At 70.0% G+C, this 13,289-nt stretch carries 14 protein-coding genes; 9 read left to right on the top strand and 5 right to left on the bottom strand.

Annotated elements, in window-relative coordinates:
* Window positions 1-13: 13 nt before the first annotated feature.
* The gene (locus ST3T6A_RS0118595) at window positions 14-562 is read right to left on the bottom strand and encodes a J domain-containing protein (RefSeq protein ID WP_019834467.1); all 549 of its coding nucleotides are present in this window, start codon (window positions 560-562) and stop codon (window positions 14-16) included.
* Window positions 563-667: 105 nt separating this feature from the next.
* Between ST3T6A_RS0118595 and ST3T6A_RS0118590 the strand changes: the two genes are divergently transcribed.
* From ST3T6A_RS0118590 to maiA, 8 genes are all read left to right on the top strand, one after another.
* Window positions 668-955, top strand: coding sequence for a BolA family protein (locus ST3T6A_RS0118590; RefSeq protein WP_019834466.1), 288 nt, complete (start codon window positions 668-670; stop codon window positions 953-955).
* Between the two features lie 64 nt (window positions 956-1,019).
* Complete coding sequence (locus ST3T6A_RS0118585; RefSeq protein WP_019834465.1) at window positions 1,020-1,721, top strand: glutathione S-transferase; 702 nt, start codon at window positions 1,020-1,022, stop codon at window positions 1,719-1,721.
* Window positions 1,722-1,762: 41 nt separating this feature from the next.
* Window positions 1,763-2,431 (top strand): ATP phosphoribosyltransferase, encoded by a 669-nt coding sequence (gene hisG, locus ST3T6A_RS0118580; protein ID WP_019834464.1) that lies wholly within the window; start codon window positions 1,763-1,765, stop codon window positions 2,429-2,431.
* On the top strand, window positions 2,421-3,713 hold the full coding sequence (hisD, locus tag ST3T6A_RS0118575) for a histidinol dehydrogenase (RefSeq protein WP_019834463.1): 1,293 nt from the start codon (window positions 2,421-2,423) through the stop codon (window positions 3,711-3,713). The genes hisG and hisD overlap by 11 nt, the downstream gene beginning before the upstream one ends.
* Window positions 3,714-3,719: 6 nt before the next feature.
* The gene (gene nusB / locus ST3T6A_RS0118570; RefSeq protein ID WP_019834462.1) at window positions 3,720-4,175 is read left to right on the top strand and encodes a transcription antitermination factor NusB; all 456 of its coding nucleotides are present in this window, start codon (window positions 3,720-3,722) and stop codon (window positions 4,173-4,175) included.
* 199 nt (window positions 4,176-4,374) lie between these two features.
* Window positions 4,375-5,304 carry a thiamine-phosphate kinase gene (gene thiL / locus ST3T6A_RS0118565; protein WP_019834461.1) on the top strand — a complete coding sequence of 310 codons (930 nt, stop codon included), beginning with the start codon at window positions 4,375-4,377 and terminating at the stop codon, window positions 5,302-5,304.
* 113 nt (window positions 5,305-5,417) lie between these two features.
* Window positions 5,418-7,526, top strand: coding sequence for a sodium-translocating pyrophosphatase (locus ST3T6A_RS0118560; RefSeq protein ID WP_019834460.1), 2,109 nt, complete (start codon window positions 5,418-5,420; stop codon window positions 7,524-7,526).
* Window positions 7,527-7,554: 28 nt separating this feature from the next.
* Entirely contained in the window at window positions 7,555-8,193 is a 639-nt protein-coding gene (gene maiA, locus ST3T6A_RS0118555; protein WP_019834459.1) for a maleylacetoacetate isomerase, read from the top strand.
* On the opposite strand, the gene ST3T6A_RS0118550 is transcribed toward maiA, so the two are convergent.
* A complete protein-coding gene (locus ST3T6A_RS0118550; RefSeq protein WP_019834458.1) occupies window positions 8,166-8,756 on the bottom strand; it encodes a phosphatase PAP2 family protein in 591 nt (196 codons plus the stop codon). The genes maiA and ST3T6A_RS0118550 overlap by 28 nt on opposite strands.
* A 73-nt stretch (window positions 8,757-8,829) precedes the next feature.
* Between ST3T6A_RS0118550 and ST3T6A_RS0118545 the strand changes: the two genes are divergently transcribed.
* Entirely contained in the window at window positions 8,830-10,869 is a 2,040-nt protein-coding gene (locus tag ST3T6A_RS0118545) for a TonB-dependent receptor (protein WP_019834457.1), read from the top strand.
* Between the two features lies 1 nt (window position 10,870).
* On the opposite strand, the gene ST3T6A_RS20640 is transcribed toward ST3T6A_RS0118545, so the two are convergent.
* The 3 genes from ST3T6A_RS20640 to cysT are packed head-to-tail and all read right to left on the bottom strand — an operon-like array spanning window position 10,871 to window position 13,231.
* Complete coding sequence (locus ST3T6A_RS20640; protein WP_019834456.1) at window positions 10,871-11,587, bottom strand: sulfate ABC transporter ATP-binding protein; 717 nt, start codon at window positions 11,585-11,587, stop codon at window positions 10,871-10,873.
* A gap of 1 nt (window position 11,588) precedes the next feature.
* Window positions 11,589-12,425, bottom strand: a complete 837-nt coding sequence (gene cysW, locus ST3T6A_RS0118535; protein WP_019834455.1) for a sulfate ABC transporter permease subunit CysW — start codon at window positions 12,423-12,425, stop codon at window positions 11,589-11,591.
* Entirely contained in the window at window positions 12,422-13,231 is an 810-nt protein-coding gene (cysT, locus tag ST3T6A_RS0118530) for a sulfate ABC transporter permease subunit CysT (protein ID WP_051103504.1), read from the bottom strand. The genes cysW and cysT overlap by 4 nt, the downstream gene beginning before the upstream one ends.
* Window positions 13,232-13,289 lie beyond the last annotated feature (58 nt).

Genomic DNA, 13,289 nt, shown 5'->3' with positions numbered 1-13,289 from the left:
TTCTTGTGCGGACTCAGGCGAATGCGGGTGCGGACTTGAGCTGCGTATAGGCCGCGATCACGTCCTGCAAAGCCTTCTCATGGGATCGGTCCCCGCCATTGCGGTCGGGGTGGTACTGGCGGACCAGCTCGGCATAGCGCGCACGCAGCGCCCGGCGGTCCGCATCGATACCGAGGCCGAGCACCTTCAATGACTGGCGATCCTCGCGGCCGAGGGGGCGGCCGTCGGCGCGTGTCGCCTGCTCGGCGCGGGCTTCGTCCATGCGCTTGCGGAAGCGCGCGCCGATCGCATCGAGCGGATCGCCGAAGTCGGACCAGCGCGGCGGGAGATCGGCACCGACATGGCTGAAGGCGCGTGTCTCGCGCTCCCAGCCGGCATAGGGGCGCTGCGCCGCCTCGATCGCCTCGGCGTCCATCCCGGCGAAGAAATTGTAGCGGGCGTTGAAGGCGCGGACATGATCGAGGCAGAACCAGCGGTAGTGCGGCGGGCCGTCGTTCCGCGTGCGCTCGCCGGCGGGCGCGCGGAACTCGCCCGGCAGATCGCAGCCCGGCTCCTCGCACATCCGCCCGCTCTCGACGCGCCCGTGGAAACGCGGGCTCCTCCTCCGGCCGTCTTCGTCCGCCAACTTCACTCCCCGTCTTTCGGCAAAGCCCGCTATATAGGGCGGATGACCACAGCTTCCACCGGCCCCGTCGCCGCCGAAATCGCCCGCCGCCTCACCGCCGCCCTATCCCCGACACAGCTCGCCGTGATCGACGACAGCGAGAAGCATCGCGGCCATGCCGGCCATGATTCGCGCGGCGAAAGCCACTTCACCGTCGAGATCGTCGTACCCGCCTTCGAAGGCCTGAACCGCGTCGCCCGCCAGCGGCTGGTGAATCAGGCGCTGGCCGAGCTGCTGGTCGAGCGCGTCCATGCGCTCGCGATCAAGGCGCGCGCGCCCGGCGAGGCCTGACGCCGCCAGAGGCCATGGCGCCGATCTCCACCCCCGCTCGTTGGGAGCAGGAGAGGAGAGCGGCATGGCCTATGAACTCTGGTATTGGCCCACCATCCCCGGACGCGGCGAGTTCGTCCGCCTCGCGCTCGAGGCCGGCGGCATCGCCTATGCCGACAAGGCGCGCGAGCTGGGCGAGGACGGGCTGATGGCGGACATGCACGCCCGCCTCCCCGAGCCCTTCGCGCCGCCCTATCTGGTGGCGGACGGGCTGGTGATCGCGCAGGTCGCCGCCATCCTGCTCCATCTGGGCGACACGCACGACCTCGCGCCCGGCGATCCCGCCGGCCGCCACTTCGCGCACCAGGCGCAGCTCACCATCGCCGACATGGTGGCCGAAGCGCATGACGTCCACCATCCCGTCGCCGCTTCCGCTTATTACGAGGACCAGAAGCCCGAGGCGGCCCGCGCCGCGCAGAGCTTCCGCGACGAGCGCATCCCCAAATTCCTCGGCTGGTTCGAGCGCGCGCTGGCACGCTCGGCCGGCGACTGGCTGACCGGCGCACGGTGGAGCTATGCCGACCTGTCGCTCTTCCACCTCGTCGAGGGGCTGCGCTTCGCTTTCCCCCGCCGGATGGGGGCAGTAGAGCACGATTGTCCGGCGGTCACGGCACTCCATGATCGGGTGGCGGCGCTGCCCGAACTGGCCGGCTATCTCGCCTCCGACCGGCGGCTGCCGTTCGGCGACGGCATCTTCCGCCATTATCCCGAGCTGGATCGCGCCTGACTTCCTTGCCGGAAAGGCGCTCTCCCGCTATCGGACGCGCCATGCCTGAGCCCGTGATCCTCGCCGTGCCGAAGGGGCGCATCCTGTCGGAGGCGCTGCCGATGCTGGCGCGCGCCGGTATCCGCCCCGAGCCAGCGTTCAGCGACCCGGATTCGCGCGCGCTGCGCTTCAAGACCGATCGCGCCGACATCGAGCTGATCCGCGTCCGCGCCTTCGACGTCGCCACCTTCGTCGCGCATGGCGCGGCGCAGCTCGGCATCGTCGGATCGGACGTGCTGATGGAGTTCGATTATTCGGAGCTTTATGCCCCGGTCGATCTCGGCATCGGGCATTGCCGCATTTCGGTGGCCGAGCCCGCCGGCCTCGCCGCCAGCGACGATCCGCGCGAGTGGAGCCATGTCCGCGTCGCGACCAAATATCCGCATATCACCCGCCGCCATTTCGAGGCGCGCGGCGTGCAGGCCGAGTGCGTGAAGCTCAACGGCGCGATGGAGATCGCCCCGGTGCTGGGCCTCGCGACACGCATCGTCGATCTCGTGTCGTCGGGCCGCACGCTCAAGGAGAATGGCCTCGTCGAGGTCGAGACGATCGCGGAGGTCTCCGCCCGGCTGATCGTCAACCGCGCCGCCTTCAAGACGCGCGCCGACACGCTCGGCCCGCTGGTCGCCGGCTTCCGCGCCGCCGCGCAGGAGATGCGCGATGCCGCTTAAGCTCAACGCCGCCGACGCGAGCTTCGAGGCGGATTTCGCCGCGCTGGTCGACGCCCGGCGCGAGGCGGATGCGGATGTCTCCGCCGCCGTCTCCGAGATTCTGGCCGATGTCCGCGCGCGCGGCGACGCGGCGGTGGCCGAGCGGACGCTGAAGTTCGACGGCCATGACCTCGCTCAGAGCGGCTGGGAGATCGACAAGGCCACCCGCCGCGCCGCGCTCGACGGGCTGGAGCCGAAGCTCCGCGAGGCGATCGAACTCGCAGCCGAACGCATCCGCGTCTACCACGCAGCCCAGCGCCCCGAGAATCGCGACCACACCGATGCAGCCGGCGTCCGCATCGGCGCGCGCTGGAGCGCGGTCGATTCGGCGGGCCTCTATGTGCCCGGCGGTCGGGCGGCCTATCCCTCCTCGGTGCTGATGAACGCGATCCCCGCCAAGGTGGCGGGCGTCTCGCGGCTCGCGATGGTGGTGCCGACGCCGGGCGGCGTGCTCAACCCGCTCGTGCTGGCGGCGGCCGAGATCGCCGGCGTCGACGAGATGTATCGCATCGGCGGCGCGCAGGCGGTCGGCGCATTGGCTTATGGCACCGAGCGGGTTGCCCCGGTCGACGTGATCGTCGGCCCCGGCAACGCCTGGGTGGCCGAGGCCAAGCGCCAGCTCTACGGCCGCGTCGGCATCGACATGGTGGCCGGCCCCTCCGAGATCGTCGTCGTCGCCGATGGGCAGAACGACCCCGACTGGATCGCCGCCGACCTGTTGAGCCAAGCCGAGCATGACCCGACCAGCCAGTCGATCCTGTTCACCGACGACGCGGCCTTCGCCGACAAGGTGGCGGACGCCGTCGCCCGCCAGCTCGAAACGCTCGCCACCAGCGCGGTCGCGACGCAGAGCTGGACGGACAATGGCGCGATCATCCTCGTGTCCGATCTGGCCAACGCGATTCCGCTCTGCGACCGTCTCGCGCCCGAGCATCTCGAACTCGCCGTCGACGATCCCGAGCCGCTGTTCGCGCGCGTCCGCCATGCCGGATCGGTGTTCCTCGGCCGCCACACGCCCGAGGCGGTCGGCGATTATGTCGGCGGGCCGAACCATGTGCTTCCCACCGGCCGGCGCGCGCGCTTCGCGTCGGGCCTGTCGGTGCTCGATTTCATGAAGCGCACCAGCTTCCTCGCCTGCGACGCCTCCTCGATCCAGCGCATCGGCCCGGCGGCCGTCGCGCTGGCGGAGGCGGAGGGGCTTCCCGCGCACGGCCGCTCGGTCGCGCTGCGGCTGCAACAGTAAGAGATCATGACCCAGAAACCCGCACGCTCCCGCGCCCGTTCGGCGGCGCGGCTCGCCGCCGTCCAGGCGCTCTACCAGCAGGAGATGGAGGGCACGCCGCTCGTCCTGCTGCTCACCGAGTTCCACCAGCATCGGCTGGGCGCGACCATCGACGATGTCGAATATGCCTATGCCGAGGTGAGCTTTTTCGATGACGTCGTGAAGGGCGTCGACGCCCGCCGCGAGGAGCTGGACGGCCTGATCGCCGAGCGCCTCGCCGCCGGCTGGACGATGGACCGCCTCGACAAGCCGATGCGCCAGATCCTGCGCGCGGGGGCTTACGAGCTGCTGGCGCGGCCGGACGTGTCGGTGGCGACGGCGATCTCCGAATATGTCGACGTGGCGGCGGCCTTCTACGACAAGCGCGAGAAGGGCTTCGTCAACGGCCTGCTCGACGCGATCGCCAAGACGGTCCGCGCCTGATCGGGCGACGCGCCCACTGTAGCCGTCGCCCTGCCCCCCCTCCTTCGTCACCCCGGACTTGATCCGGGGTCCAGCTTGCCCTCCCGCATTTGCGAAGAAGAAGCGGGATGCCGGATCAGGTCCGGCATGACGGAAGGGGAGGGAGCGTTTCTCGTTACGCCTCTCGCCGCATGGCCGCCTTTCGCGCTAGGACGGCGCCATGGCCGAGCACGATTTCATAGAGCGCCTGCGCGCCATCGCCACCCACCCGGCCGCGCGCGGACTCGCCGACGATGCGGCGGTGCTGGGCGAGCTCGTGCTGACCCACGACATGATCGTCGAGGGCGTCCATTATCTCCCCGCCGATCCCCCCGCCGACGTGGCGTGGAAGATCCTCGCCGTGAATCTCTCGGACCTCGCCGCCAAGGGCGCGACGCCGGAGGGCGTACTGCTGGGCTATCCACTGGGTGACGATGTGTGGGATGCAGCCTTCGTCGATGGCCTTGGCGTGGCGCTTCGTCATTTCGGCGTGCCGCTGCTCGGCGGCGACACCGTGTCCGCACCCGACGGCGCACCGCGCATGATCGGGCTGACCGCGCTCGGCCGCTCGCCTTATGCGCCCGACCGGCGGGGCGCGAAGGAGGGCGACGATCTCTGGCTCGTCGGCCGGATCGGCGAGGCAGGCGCCGGGCTCGCCATCGCACGAGGGGAGGAGGGGCCGGCCGAGCTGCTCGCCGCCTATCGCCGCCCGCAGCCGCTGCTCGCCGAAGGACGGCTGCTCGCCCCCCACGCCCATGCCATGGCCGACGTCTCCGACGGGCTGCTGATCGACGCCAGCCGTATCGCCACCGCGTCGGACCTGTCGGTCATCATCAACCTCGCGACGGTGCCGCGCTCGCCCGCGCTCACCGCCTTCGCGGGCGAGGACCGCGCGGCGCGCCTCGCCGCCGTCACCGCGGGCGACGACTATGCGCTGATCCTGGCCGCAGACCCGTCCGAACGCGCGGCGATCGTGGAGCTGGGGCTCGACGCCCGCCGCATCGGATGTTTCGCCCCCGGAACGGGGATAACGCTTCACGACCGGGCCGATCCGGTGCCGCTTCCCGGCCGCCTCGGCTATGTCCACGGACCGGGCGGATCGATGGCGTGACTTGCCAAGTCCCTCACTTGCCGTTCTAACTTGCTCCCAAGGCCTTCGCGCCGGCCGACCCCGGCAAACGTGGGCAGCGGCGATCCACCAGGGCCTTCGAGGAGGAACTGCCTATGATCGTCGTCTACGGGGCCATAGTCTGCGGCGTGCTGGCCGTGCTGTACGGCCTGATCACCAGTCAGCAATTGCTTGCCCTTCCCGCCGGCAACCCGCGCATGGTCGAGATCGCCGGCGCCATTCAGGAAGGCGCCCGCGCCTATCTGGCCCGCCAGTACCGCACGATCGCGATCGTCGGCATCGTGGTGGCGATCATCGTCTTCTACTTCCTCGGCCCCATCTCGGCTGCCGGCTTCCTGCTCGGCGCGATCCTGTCGGGGCTCACCGGCTTCATCGGGATGAACATCTCGGTGCGCGCGAACGTCCGCACCGCCGAGGCTGCGCGGGCGAGCCTTCAGGGCGGCCTCACCGCCGCCTTCCGCTCGGGCGCGGTCACCGGCCTGCTCGTGGCGGGGCTCGGCCTGCTCGCGATCTCGATCTTCTTCTGGTATCTCGTCGGCCCCGGCGGCCATGTCCCCGGCGACCCGCATGACCGCACCGTGGTGGACGCGCTGGTCGCGCTCTCCTTCGGCGCATCGCTGATCTCGATCTTCGCGCGTCTGGGCGGCGGCATCTTCACCAAGGCGGCCGACGTCGGCGCCGATCTCGTCGGCAAGGTCGAGGCCGGCATCCCCGAGGACGACCCCCGCAACCCCGCCGTGATCGCGGACAATGTCGGCGACAATGTCGGCGACTGCGCCGGCATGGCGGCCGACCTGTTCGAGACCTATGTGGTCACGCTGGGCGTCACCATGGTGTCGATCGCGCTGTTCGCAGGCGGCACCGATCCGGAGAGCCTGCTCCGCCTGATGGCGCTGCCGCTGCTGATCGGCGGCGTGTGCATCGTCACCTCGATCATCGGCACCTTCCTGGTGCGGCTGGGCTCCGGCTCGATCATGGGCGCGCTCTACAAGGGCTTCTGGACCTCGGTGGTGCTGGCGGCGCTCGCCTTCTGGCCCGTCTCCGCGTGGGTGCTGGGCGACATGCACGCCCCCATCGCCGGATCGGCGGTGACGGGCGCCAGCCTGTTCTGGTGCATGATCGTCGGCCTCGCCGTCACCGGCGCGCTGGTGTGGATCACGGAATACTACACCGGCACCAACTATCGCCCGGTGAAGTCGATCGCCTTCGCCTCGCAGACGGGCCATGGCACCAACGTGATCCAGGGTCTCGCCGTCAGCCTCGAGGCGACCGCGCTTCCGACGCTGGTGATCGTGGTGGCCGTGGTGGTCGCCTATCAGCTCGCCGGCGTGCTCGGCATCGCCTTCGGCGCGACCGCGATGCTGGCGCTGGCCGGCATGGTGGTGGCGCTCGACGCCTACGGACCCGTCACCGACAATGCCGGCGGCATCGCCGAGATGGCGGGGCTGGAGCATGACGTACGCAACCGCACCGACGCGCTCGATGCCGTGGGCAACACCACCAAGGCGGTCACCAAGGGCTATGCGATCGGATCGGCCGGCCTTGCCGCGCTGGTGCTGTTCGGCGCCTATACGACGGACCTCAAGACCTTCTTCCCCGATCTCCATGTCGATTTCTCGCTCTCCAACCCCTACGTCATCGTCGGCCTGCTGCTGGGCGCGCTGCTGCCCTATCTGTTCGGCGCGATGGGGATGACGGCGGTCGGCCGCGCGGCGGGCGCAGTGGTCGAGGAAGTGCGCGCCCAGTTCCGCGACAATCCCGGCATCATGGAAGGCACGGCGCGGCCCAACTACGCCCGCACCGTCGATCTCGTCACCCGCGCCGCGATCAAGGAGATGATCGTGCCCAGCCTGCTGCCGGTGCTGGCGCCGATCGTCGTCTATTTCGTGATCCGCTTCGTGGCGGGCGCGGAAAACGGCTTCGCAGCGCTCGGCGCGCTGCTGCTCGGCGTGATCGTCTCGGGGTTGTTCGTGGCGCTCTCCATGACGTCCGGCGGCGGCGCGTGGGACAATGCCAAGAAGTTCATCGAGGACGGGAACTACGGCGGCAAGGGGTCGGAGGCCCACAAGGCCGCCGTCACCGGTGACACCGTCGGCGATCCCTACAAGGACACCGCCGGACCGGCCGTGAACCCGATGATCAAGATCACCAACATCGTCGCTCTTCTGCTACTGGCGGCGCTGGCCGGCCACGCCGTCGGCTGATCGACACTTCGAGAGGGCGGATAGCCGCATGACCCAACCGACTATCCGCCTTCACGATTACTGGCGCTCGTCCGCGGCCTATCGGGTGCGGATCGCGCTCAACCTCAAGGGCCTCGCTTATGAGGCGGTGCCCGTGAACCTGCTCGCCGCGGAGCATAAGAGCGAGGCCTATCGCGCGATCGATCCGCAGGGGATGCTGCCGACGCTGGAGATCGACGGGCAGAGGCTGATCCAGAGCGTCGCGATCATCGACTATCTCGACCGGCGCTTCCCGGAGCCCGCGCTGCTCCCTAGCGATCCGCTGGCGCGCGCCGACGCGATGGCCAAGGCACTGATCGTCGCCTGCGACATCCATCCGATCAACAATCTGCGGATGATGCGCTGGCTGGAGCAGGAGCTGCACGTCGACGCCGACGAGCGGCAGCGCTGGCTTGCCCACTGGATGACCGAGGGCTTCACCGCGCTGGAAGCGCTGGCCGGCGACACGCCTTTCCTGGCCGGAGCAATTCCGGGGCTGCCCGACCTTTGCCTCGTGCCGCAGATCTACAATGCGCGGCGCTTTGCGGTGCCGTTGGACGCCTATCCGAAGCTGGTGGCGGTCGACGCGCGCTGCACGGAGATCGAGGCTTTCGCCGCCGCTCACCCGGATCGCATCGGCCCGCCCTGACGCGCCCAGAGCCCGATCCACAGCAGCCCAAAACCCCAGCCCGCCAGCACGTCGCTCGGCCAGTGGACGCCGAGCGCCACCCGGCTCCAGCCGACCAGACCCGCCGCGGCCAGCGCCACGCCGACGGCCGGCCAGCGCCCTCCCGCGAGCAAGGCCAGCGCGAGGCAGGTCATCATCGTCCCCGCGCTGTGCGAGCTGGGGAAGCTCCATGACGACACCGCATCGAGATGATCCGTCACCGGCGGCCGCGGGCGCCGGACGAGGAGCTTGATCCCTTCCACCGCCAGCCGCCCGCTGCCGACGCTCAGCACCAGCCATAGCGCGTCCCGCCCGCGCCGCCGCCATCCCAGCCAGCCGGCCGTGGCGAGCGCGATCGGTCCCATCACCTTCAGCCCGCCGAACAGCGTCAGCCAGAGCGTCGGCCGCACCCATGGCCCGTCGGCGTCGAGCCGCATCATGCGATGCAGCGCAATGTCCGCCCCCGCGTTCCACAGCAGCAATGCGCCACCGAGCGACAACAGACCGGCGAGGATCAGCACGGGACGGAGGCGGCGGAAATCCATGGCGCTGAATGGCATGACAGATGGGTTCCCCCAAGCGTTTGCGTCGCACGCGCGCTGTGCCATCAGGCTACGGATGCGTCTCTGTCTCCTCTCCGCCGCGGCGCTGGCCGCCCCTGCCACCGCCCAGTCGCTGCCGCAGGAGATTCTCGTCACCGGCGCCAGCCTGCCGCAGCCGCCCGGCGACGCCGCCTATGACGTCGCCACCATCGAGCATGACCGCTTGCAGGGCGTCGCCAGCGGACGGCTGGAGGATGTGCTGCGCGACGTCGCCGGCTTCGCCCAGTTCCGCCGCTCGGATTCGCGCTCGGCCCAGCCGACGAGCCAGGGCGCGACGCTCCGGGGGCTCGGCGGCAACGCCTCGTCGCGCGCGCTCATCACGCTGGACGGCGTGCCCTTCATCGATCCCTTCGGCGGCTGGGAGAGCTTTTCGGCGATCGATCCCGAGCGGCTCGGCCTCGTCCGCGTGACGCGCGGCGGCGGATCGGGCGTGGCCGGCCCCGGCGCGCTCGCCGGCACGATCGAGCTTTCGAGCGCCACGCCGCAGCAGCTCGCGCCGGTCTGGGCCGATCTCGCTTATGGCAGCCGCAATTCGCTCGACGCCCATGCCGGCGTGTCGGGGCAGATGGGCGGCGGCACCGGTTTCCTCTCGGCCAGCTATGCGCGCGGCGACGGCTTCGTGCCGATCGTGAAGGCGGATCGCGGGCCGGTCGACGAGCCCGCCGACTACAAGCAGGCGAGCGTCGCCGGCCGCGCGGTGGTCCCGGTCGGCGCGGATAGCGAGTTGCAGGCCTCGGGGCTGGTCTTCACCGATCATCGCAGCCGCGGCACCCCCTTCCAGCCCAACCGCACCGAGGGCGAGGACGCCAGCCTCCGCCTGATCGGCCATGGTCGCTGGGGCTATGAGGCGACCGCCTATGTGCAGGCGCGCAGCTTCTCGGCGGGCTTCGCCTCGGTGAACGACAGCCGCACGGTCGCGACCGAGACATTGAACCAATATTCGGTGCCCTCCACCGGGCTCGGCGGCCGCTTCGAGATTCGTCCGCCAGTGGGCGAGAAGGTCCAGCTCCGCCTTGGCGCGGACACGCGCTACGTCACCGGCGAGACGGATGAACTGTACCAGTTCGTCGCCGGATCGCCGGTCAACGGACGCGCGGCGGGGGGCAGGTCGCTCACCCTCGGCGGCTTCGCGGAAGGGAGCGCCGAGCCGCTCGACGGGCTGACGCTCACCGCTGGCGGCCGCATCGATCGCTGGCGGATCATGGACGGCTTCCTCCACCAGCATGCGCTGGCGAACGGAGCGGTGCTCACCGACACCGCCTATCCGAACCGCTCGGGCTGGCGGCCGACGGGGCGAGGTGGCGTCGCATGGAAGCCGGGAGACGGCGCCATCACGCTGCGCGCGGCGGGCTATCTTGGCTGGCGCTTGCCGACGCTCAACGAACTCTATCGCAGCTATCGCGTCGGCAGCGACACGACGCAGGCCGATCCGCTGCTCGATCCCGAGCGGCTGAAGGGCGTGGACGCGGGCATCGATTATCAGCCGCTCCCCAATCTCCATGTCGGCGCGACTCTGTTCGCCAACCGGCTGGAGGACGCGATCGGCAACGTCACCACCGCCATCGCCCCCACCGGCGCACGGACGCTGATCCGCCAGAATCTCCACGCGATCAGCTCAAGAGGTGCGGAGCTGGACGCCCGCCTCGCGGTGGGCATCTGGAGCCTGTCGGCCTCCTATGCCTATACCGATGCGCATGTGCGGGCGAAGGGGCAGGCGATCCCGCTCGACGGCCTCCGCCCGGCGCAGACGGCCAAGCATTCCGCCTCGGCGACGCTCGGCTGGAGCCCCCGGATCGCGAAGCTCTCGGCGACGCTGCGCTATATCGGGCCGCAATATGAGGACGATCTCAACACCGAGACGCTGAAGGGCGCGATGACGCTCGACGCCACCGCGCTGGTGCCGATCGGCCATGGCTTCGCGATCGAGGCGCGGGCGGAGAATCTCTCCAACACGCGCGTCGAGGCCGGCATCTCGGGCGACGACATCGTCGAGCGCGCAACGCCGCGCACGCTCTGGATCGGCTTCCGCTATGGCGAGAGCCGGTCGGGCGCCTGATTCAGATCACGAAGTCGCGCACGAACTCGCTGGCCGGCGCCCGCTCGATCTCGGAGGGCGGGCCAAATTGCTCGATCCGCCCGTTCGACAGGATCGCCACCTTGTCGGCGAGCGCGAAGGCCTCCTCGCGATCGTGGGTCACGAAGATCGAGGTCAGCCCGACGCGATCGTGAATCTCGCGCAGCGCCACGCGCAGCTCGCGGCGGACCTTGGTGTCGAGCGCGCCGAAGGGCTCGTCGAGCAGCAGGATCTTGGGCTCGCGGGCCAGCGCGCGGGCCAGCGCCACGCGCTGCCGCTGGCCGCCGGAGAGCTGGGAGGGGAAGCGCTCGCCCAATCCGGGCAACTGCACCAGCCCAAGCAGTTCCTCGACGCGGGCGGCGATGTCCGCCTTCTTCGGCCGCTGGCGGCGCTTCATCACGGTCAGCCCGAAGGCGATGTTCTGCGCCACCGTCATGTGGCGGAACAGCGCATAATGCTGGAAGACGAAGCCGATGCCGCGATCCTGCACGGCGCGGTCGGTCACATCCTCGCCGCCGAACAGGACATGGCCCGAATCCGCCGCCTCCAGCCCAGCGATGATGCGCAGCAGCGTCGTCTTGCCCGAACCGGAAGGGCCGAGCAGCGCAACGAAGGCGCCGTCGGCGATGTCGAGGCTGACGCCGTTCAGGGCCGAGCTCGTCCCGAACGTCTTGACGAGCGTGTCGATGGTAATGGTCATTCTAATGTCCCGTCGCGGCGAGCGCATCGCGGTGGCGCCATTCGAGCAGAGTCTTCGCCGCCAGCGTCACCAGCGCAAGTCCGGCCAGAAGCGAGGCGACCGCGAACGCGCCGACGAAATTATACTCGTTGTAGAGCACCTCGACATGCAGCGGCATGGTGTTGGTGAGCCCCCGGATGTGCCCCGACACCACCGACACCGCGCCGAACTCGCCCATCGCGCGCGCATTGGTGAGCAGCACGCCGTAGAGCAGGCCCCAGCGGATATTGGGCAAGGTCACATGCCAGAAGGCCTGAAAGCCGTTGGCGCCCAATGTCAGCGCCGCCTCTTCCTCGGCGCGGCCCTGCGCCACCATCAGCGGGATCAGCTCCCGCGCCACATACGGGAAAGTGACGAAGGCGGTGGCGATGACGATCGCCGGCACCGCGAACATGATGCGGACGCCGTGGGCCATCAACCACGGCCCGAACCAGCCATTGGCTCCGAACAGCAGCACGAACATCAGCCCCGCCACCACCGGTGACACCGAGAAGGGCAGGTCGATCAGGCTGACGAGCAGGTTGCGCCCGCGGAAATCATGCTTGGCGACGGCCCAGGCTGCCGCGATGCCGAACACGCAGTTGATCGGCACGACCAACGCCGCCGTCAGCAGGGTCAGCCGGATCGAGGCCAGCGCATCCGGCTGGAGGATCGCATCGACGAAGGGGCCCGTGCCCTTCTCGAGCGCCTGCACGAACACCGCGAGGAGCGGCAGCAGGATGACGAGCGCCAGCCAGCCGATCGCCAGCAGGATCAGCAGCGCGCGGACGGCGCGGGGCTCGGTGGTGGCCGCCCTCATCGTCCGCCGTCCCGCCAGTGGCGCTCGCGCGCCTGGATGAGGTTGATGACCGCCAGCATCGCGAAGGAGATGGCGAGCATCACGGCCGCGATCGCCGTCGCGCCCTCATAGTCGAACTGTTCGAGCTGCGTCACGATCAGCAGCGGCGCGATCTCGGACACGAAGGGCATGTTGCCCGCGATGAAGATCACCGAGCCATATTCGCCCACACCGCGCGCGAAGGCGAGCGCGAAGCCGGTCAGCAGCGCCGGCGCCACTTCGGGCAGCAGCACGCGGGCAAAGATCGCGAGGCGGCTCGCGCCCAGCGTCGCGGCGGCTTCCTCGATGTCCCTGGGGAGGTCGGCCAGCACCGGCTCGACCGTCCGCACCACGAAGGGCAGGCCGATGAAGATCAGCGCCAGCACCACGCCCGCCGGCTTGTAGGCGATGTGGATGCCGATCGCGGCGAGCGGGCGGCCGATGATGCCGGTGTTGGCGTAGATGGCGGTGAGCGCGATGCCCGCCACCGCCGTCGGCAGCGCGAAGGGCAGGTCGACCAGCGCGCTCGCCAGCCTCTTGCCCGGAAACTGGTAGCGGGTGAGCACCCAGGCGATGCCGAAGCCGAACACCGCGTTGATCGCCCCCGCCAGCAGCGCCGCGCCGAAGCTCAGCCGATAGGCGGCGAGCGCGCGGGCGGAGAAGGCCACCTCCGCGAAATGCCTCGGCCCGAGCCCCAGCGAGCGGGCGATCACCGCCGCCATCGGCAGCAGCACGAGCAGGCCCAGCCACAGCAAGGTCATGCCCAGGGTCAGGTGGAGGCCCGGCATCGCCGTCCTCCACCGTGTCTTGCGAGGCCGGCCCGCCGCGGGCGGGCCGAGAAGGGCC

The organism is Sphingomonas sp. PR090111-T3T-6A (genome assembly GCF_000383095.1).
Taxonomy (GTDB): Bacteria; Pseudomonadota; Alphaproteobacteria; order Sphingomonadales; family Sphingomonadaceae; genus Solisphingomonas.
Note: the sequence above shows the minus strand (reverse complement) of the source record. Positions and strands in the feature narration are given on the sequence as shown.

What these genes read in the sequence shown, in the direction of transcription:
- cysW (WP_019834455.1), bottom strand. Translation starts at nt 12,425, where the DNA reads ATGAGGGCGGCCACCACCGAGCCCCGCGCCGTCCGCGCGCTGCTGATC.
- ST3T6A_RS0118595 (WP_019834467.1), bottom strand. Translation starts at nt 562, where the DNA reads ATGTGCGAGGAGCCGGGCTGCGATCTGCCGGGCGAGTTCCGCGCGCCC.
- maiA (WP_019834459.1), top strand. Translation starts at nt 7,555, where the DNA reads ATGACCCAACCGACTATCCGCCTTCACGATTACTGGCGCTCGTCCGCG.
- hisD (WP_019834463.1), top strand. Translation starts at nt 2,421, where the DNA reads ATGCCGCTTAAGCTCAACGCCGCCGACGCGAGCTTCGAGGCGGATTTC.
- ST3T6A_RS0118545 (WP_019834457.1), top strand. Translation starts at nt 8,830, where the DNA reads ATGCGTCTCTGTCTCCTCTCCGCCGCGGCGCTGGCCGCCCCTGCCACC.
- ST3T6A_RS0118550 (WP_019834458.1), bottom strand. Translation starts at nt 8,756, where the DNA reads ATGGATTTCCGCCGCCTCCGTCCCGTGCTGATCCTCGCCGGTCTGTTG.
- ST3T6A_RS0118560 (WP_019834460.1), top strand. Translation starts at nt 5,418, where the DNA reads ATGATCGTCGTCTACGGGGCCATAGTCTGCGGCGTGCTGGCCGTGCTG.
- nusB (WP_019834462.1), top strand. Translation starts at nt 3,720, where the DNA reads ATGACCCAGAAACCCGCACGCTCCCGCGCCCGTTCGGCGGCGCGGCTC.
- cysT (WP_051103504.1), bottom strand. Translation starts at nt 13,231, where the DNA reads ATGCCGGGCCTCCACCTGACCCTGGGCATGACCTTGCTGTGGCTGGGC.
- thiL (WP_019834461.1), top strand. Translation starts at nt 4,375, where the DNA reads ATGGCCGAGCACGATTTCATAGAGCGCCTGCGCGCCATCGCCACCCAC.
- ST3T6A_RS20640 (WP_019834456.1), bottom strand. Translation starts at nt 11,587, where the DNA reads ATGACCATTACCATCGACACGCTCGTCAAGACGTTCGGGACGAGCTCG.
- ST3T6A_RS0118590 (WP_019834466.1), top strand. Translation starts at nt 668, where the DNA reads ATGACCACAGCTTCCACCGGCCCCGTCGCCGCCGAAATCGCCCGCCGC.
- hisG (WP_019834464.1), top strand. Translation starts at nt 1,763, where the DNA reads ATGCCTGAGCCCGTGATCCTCGCCGTGCCGAAGGGGCGCATCCTGTCG.
- ST3T6A_RS0118585 (WP_019834465.1), top strand. Translation starts at nt 1,020, where the DNA reads ATGGCCTATGAACTCTGGTATTGGCCCACCATCCCCGGACGCGGCGAG.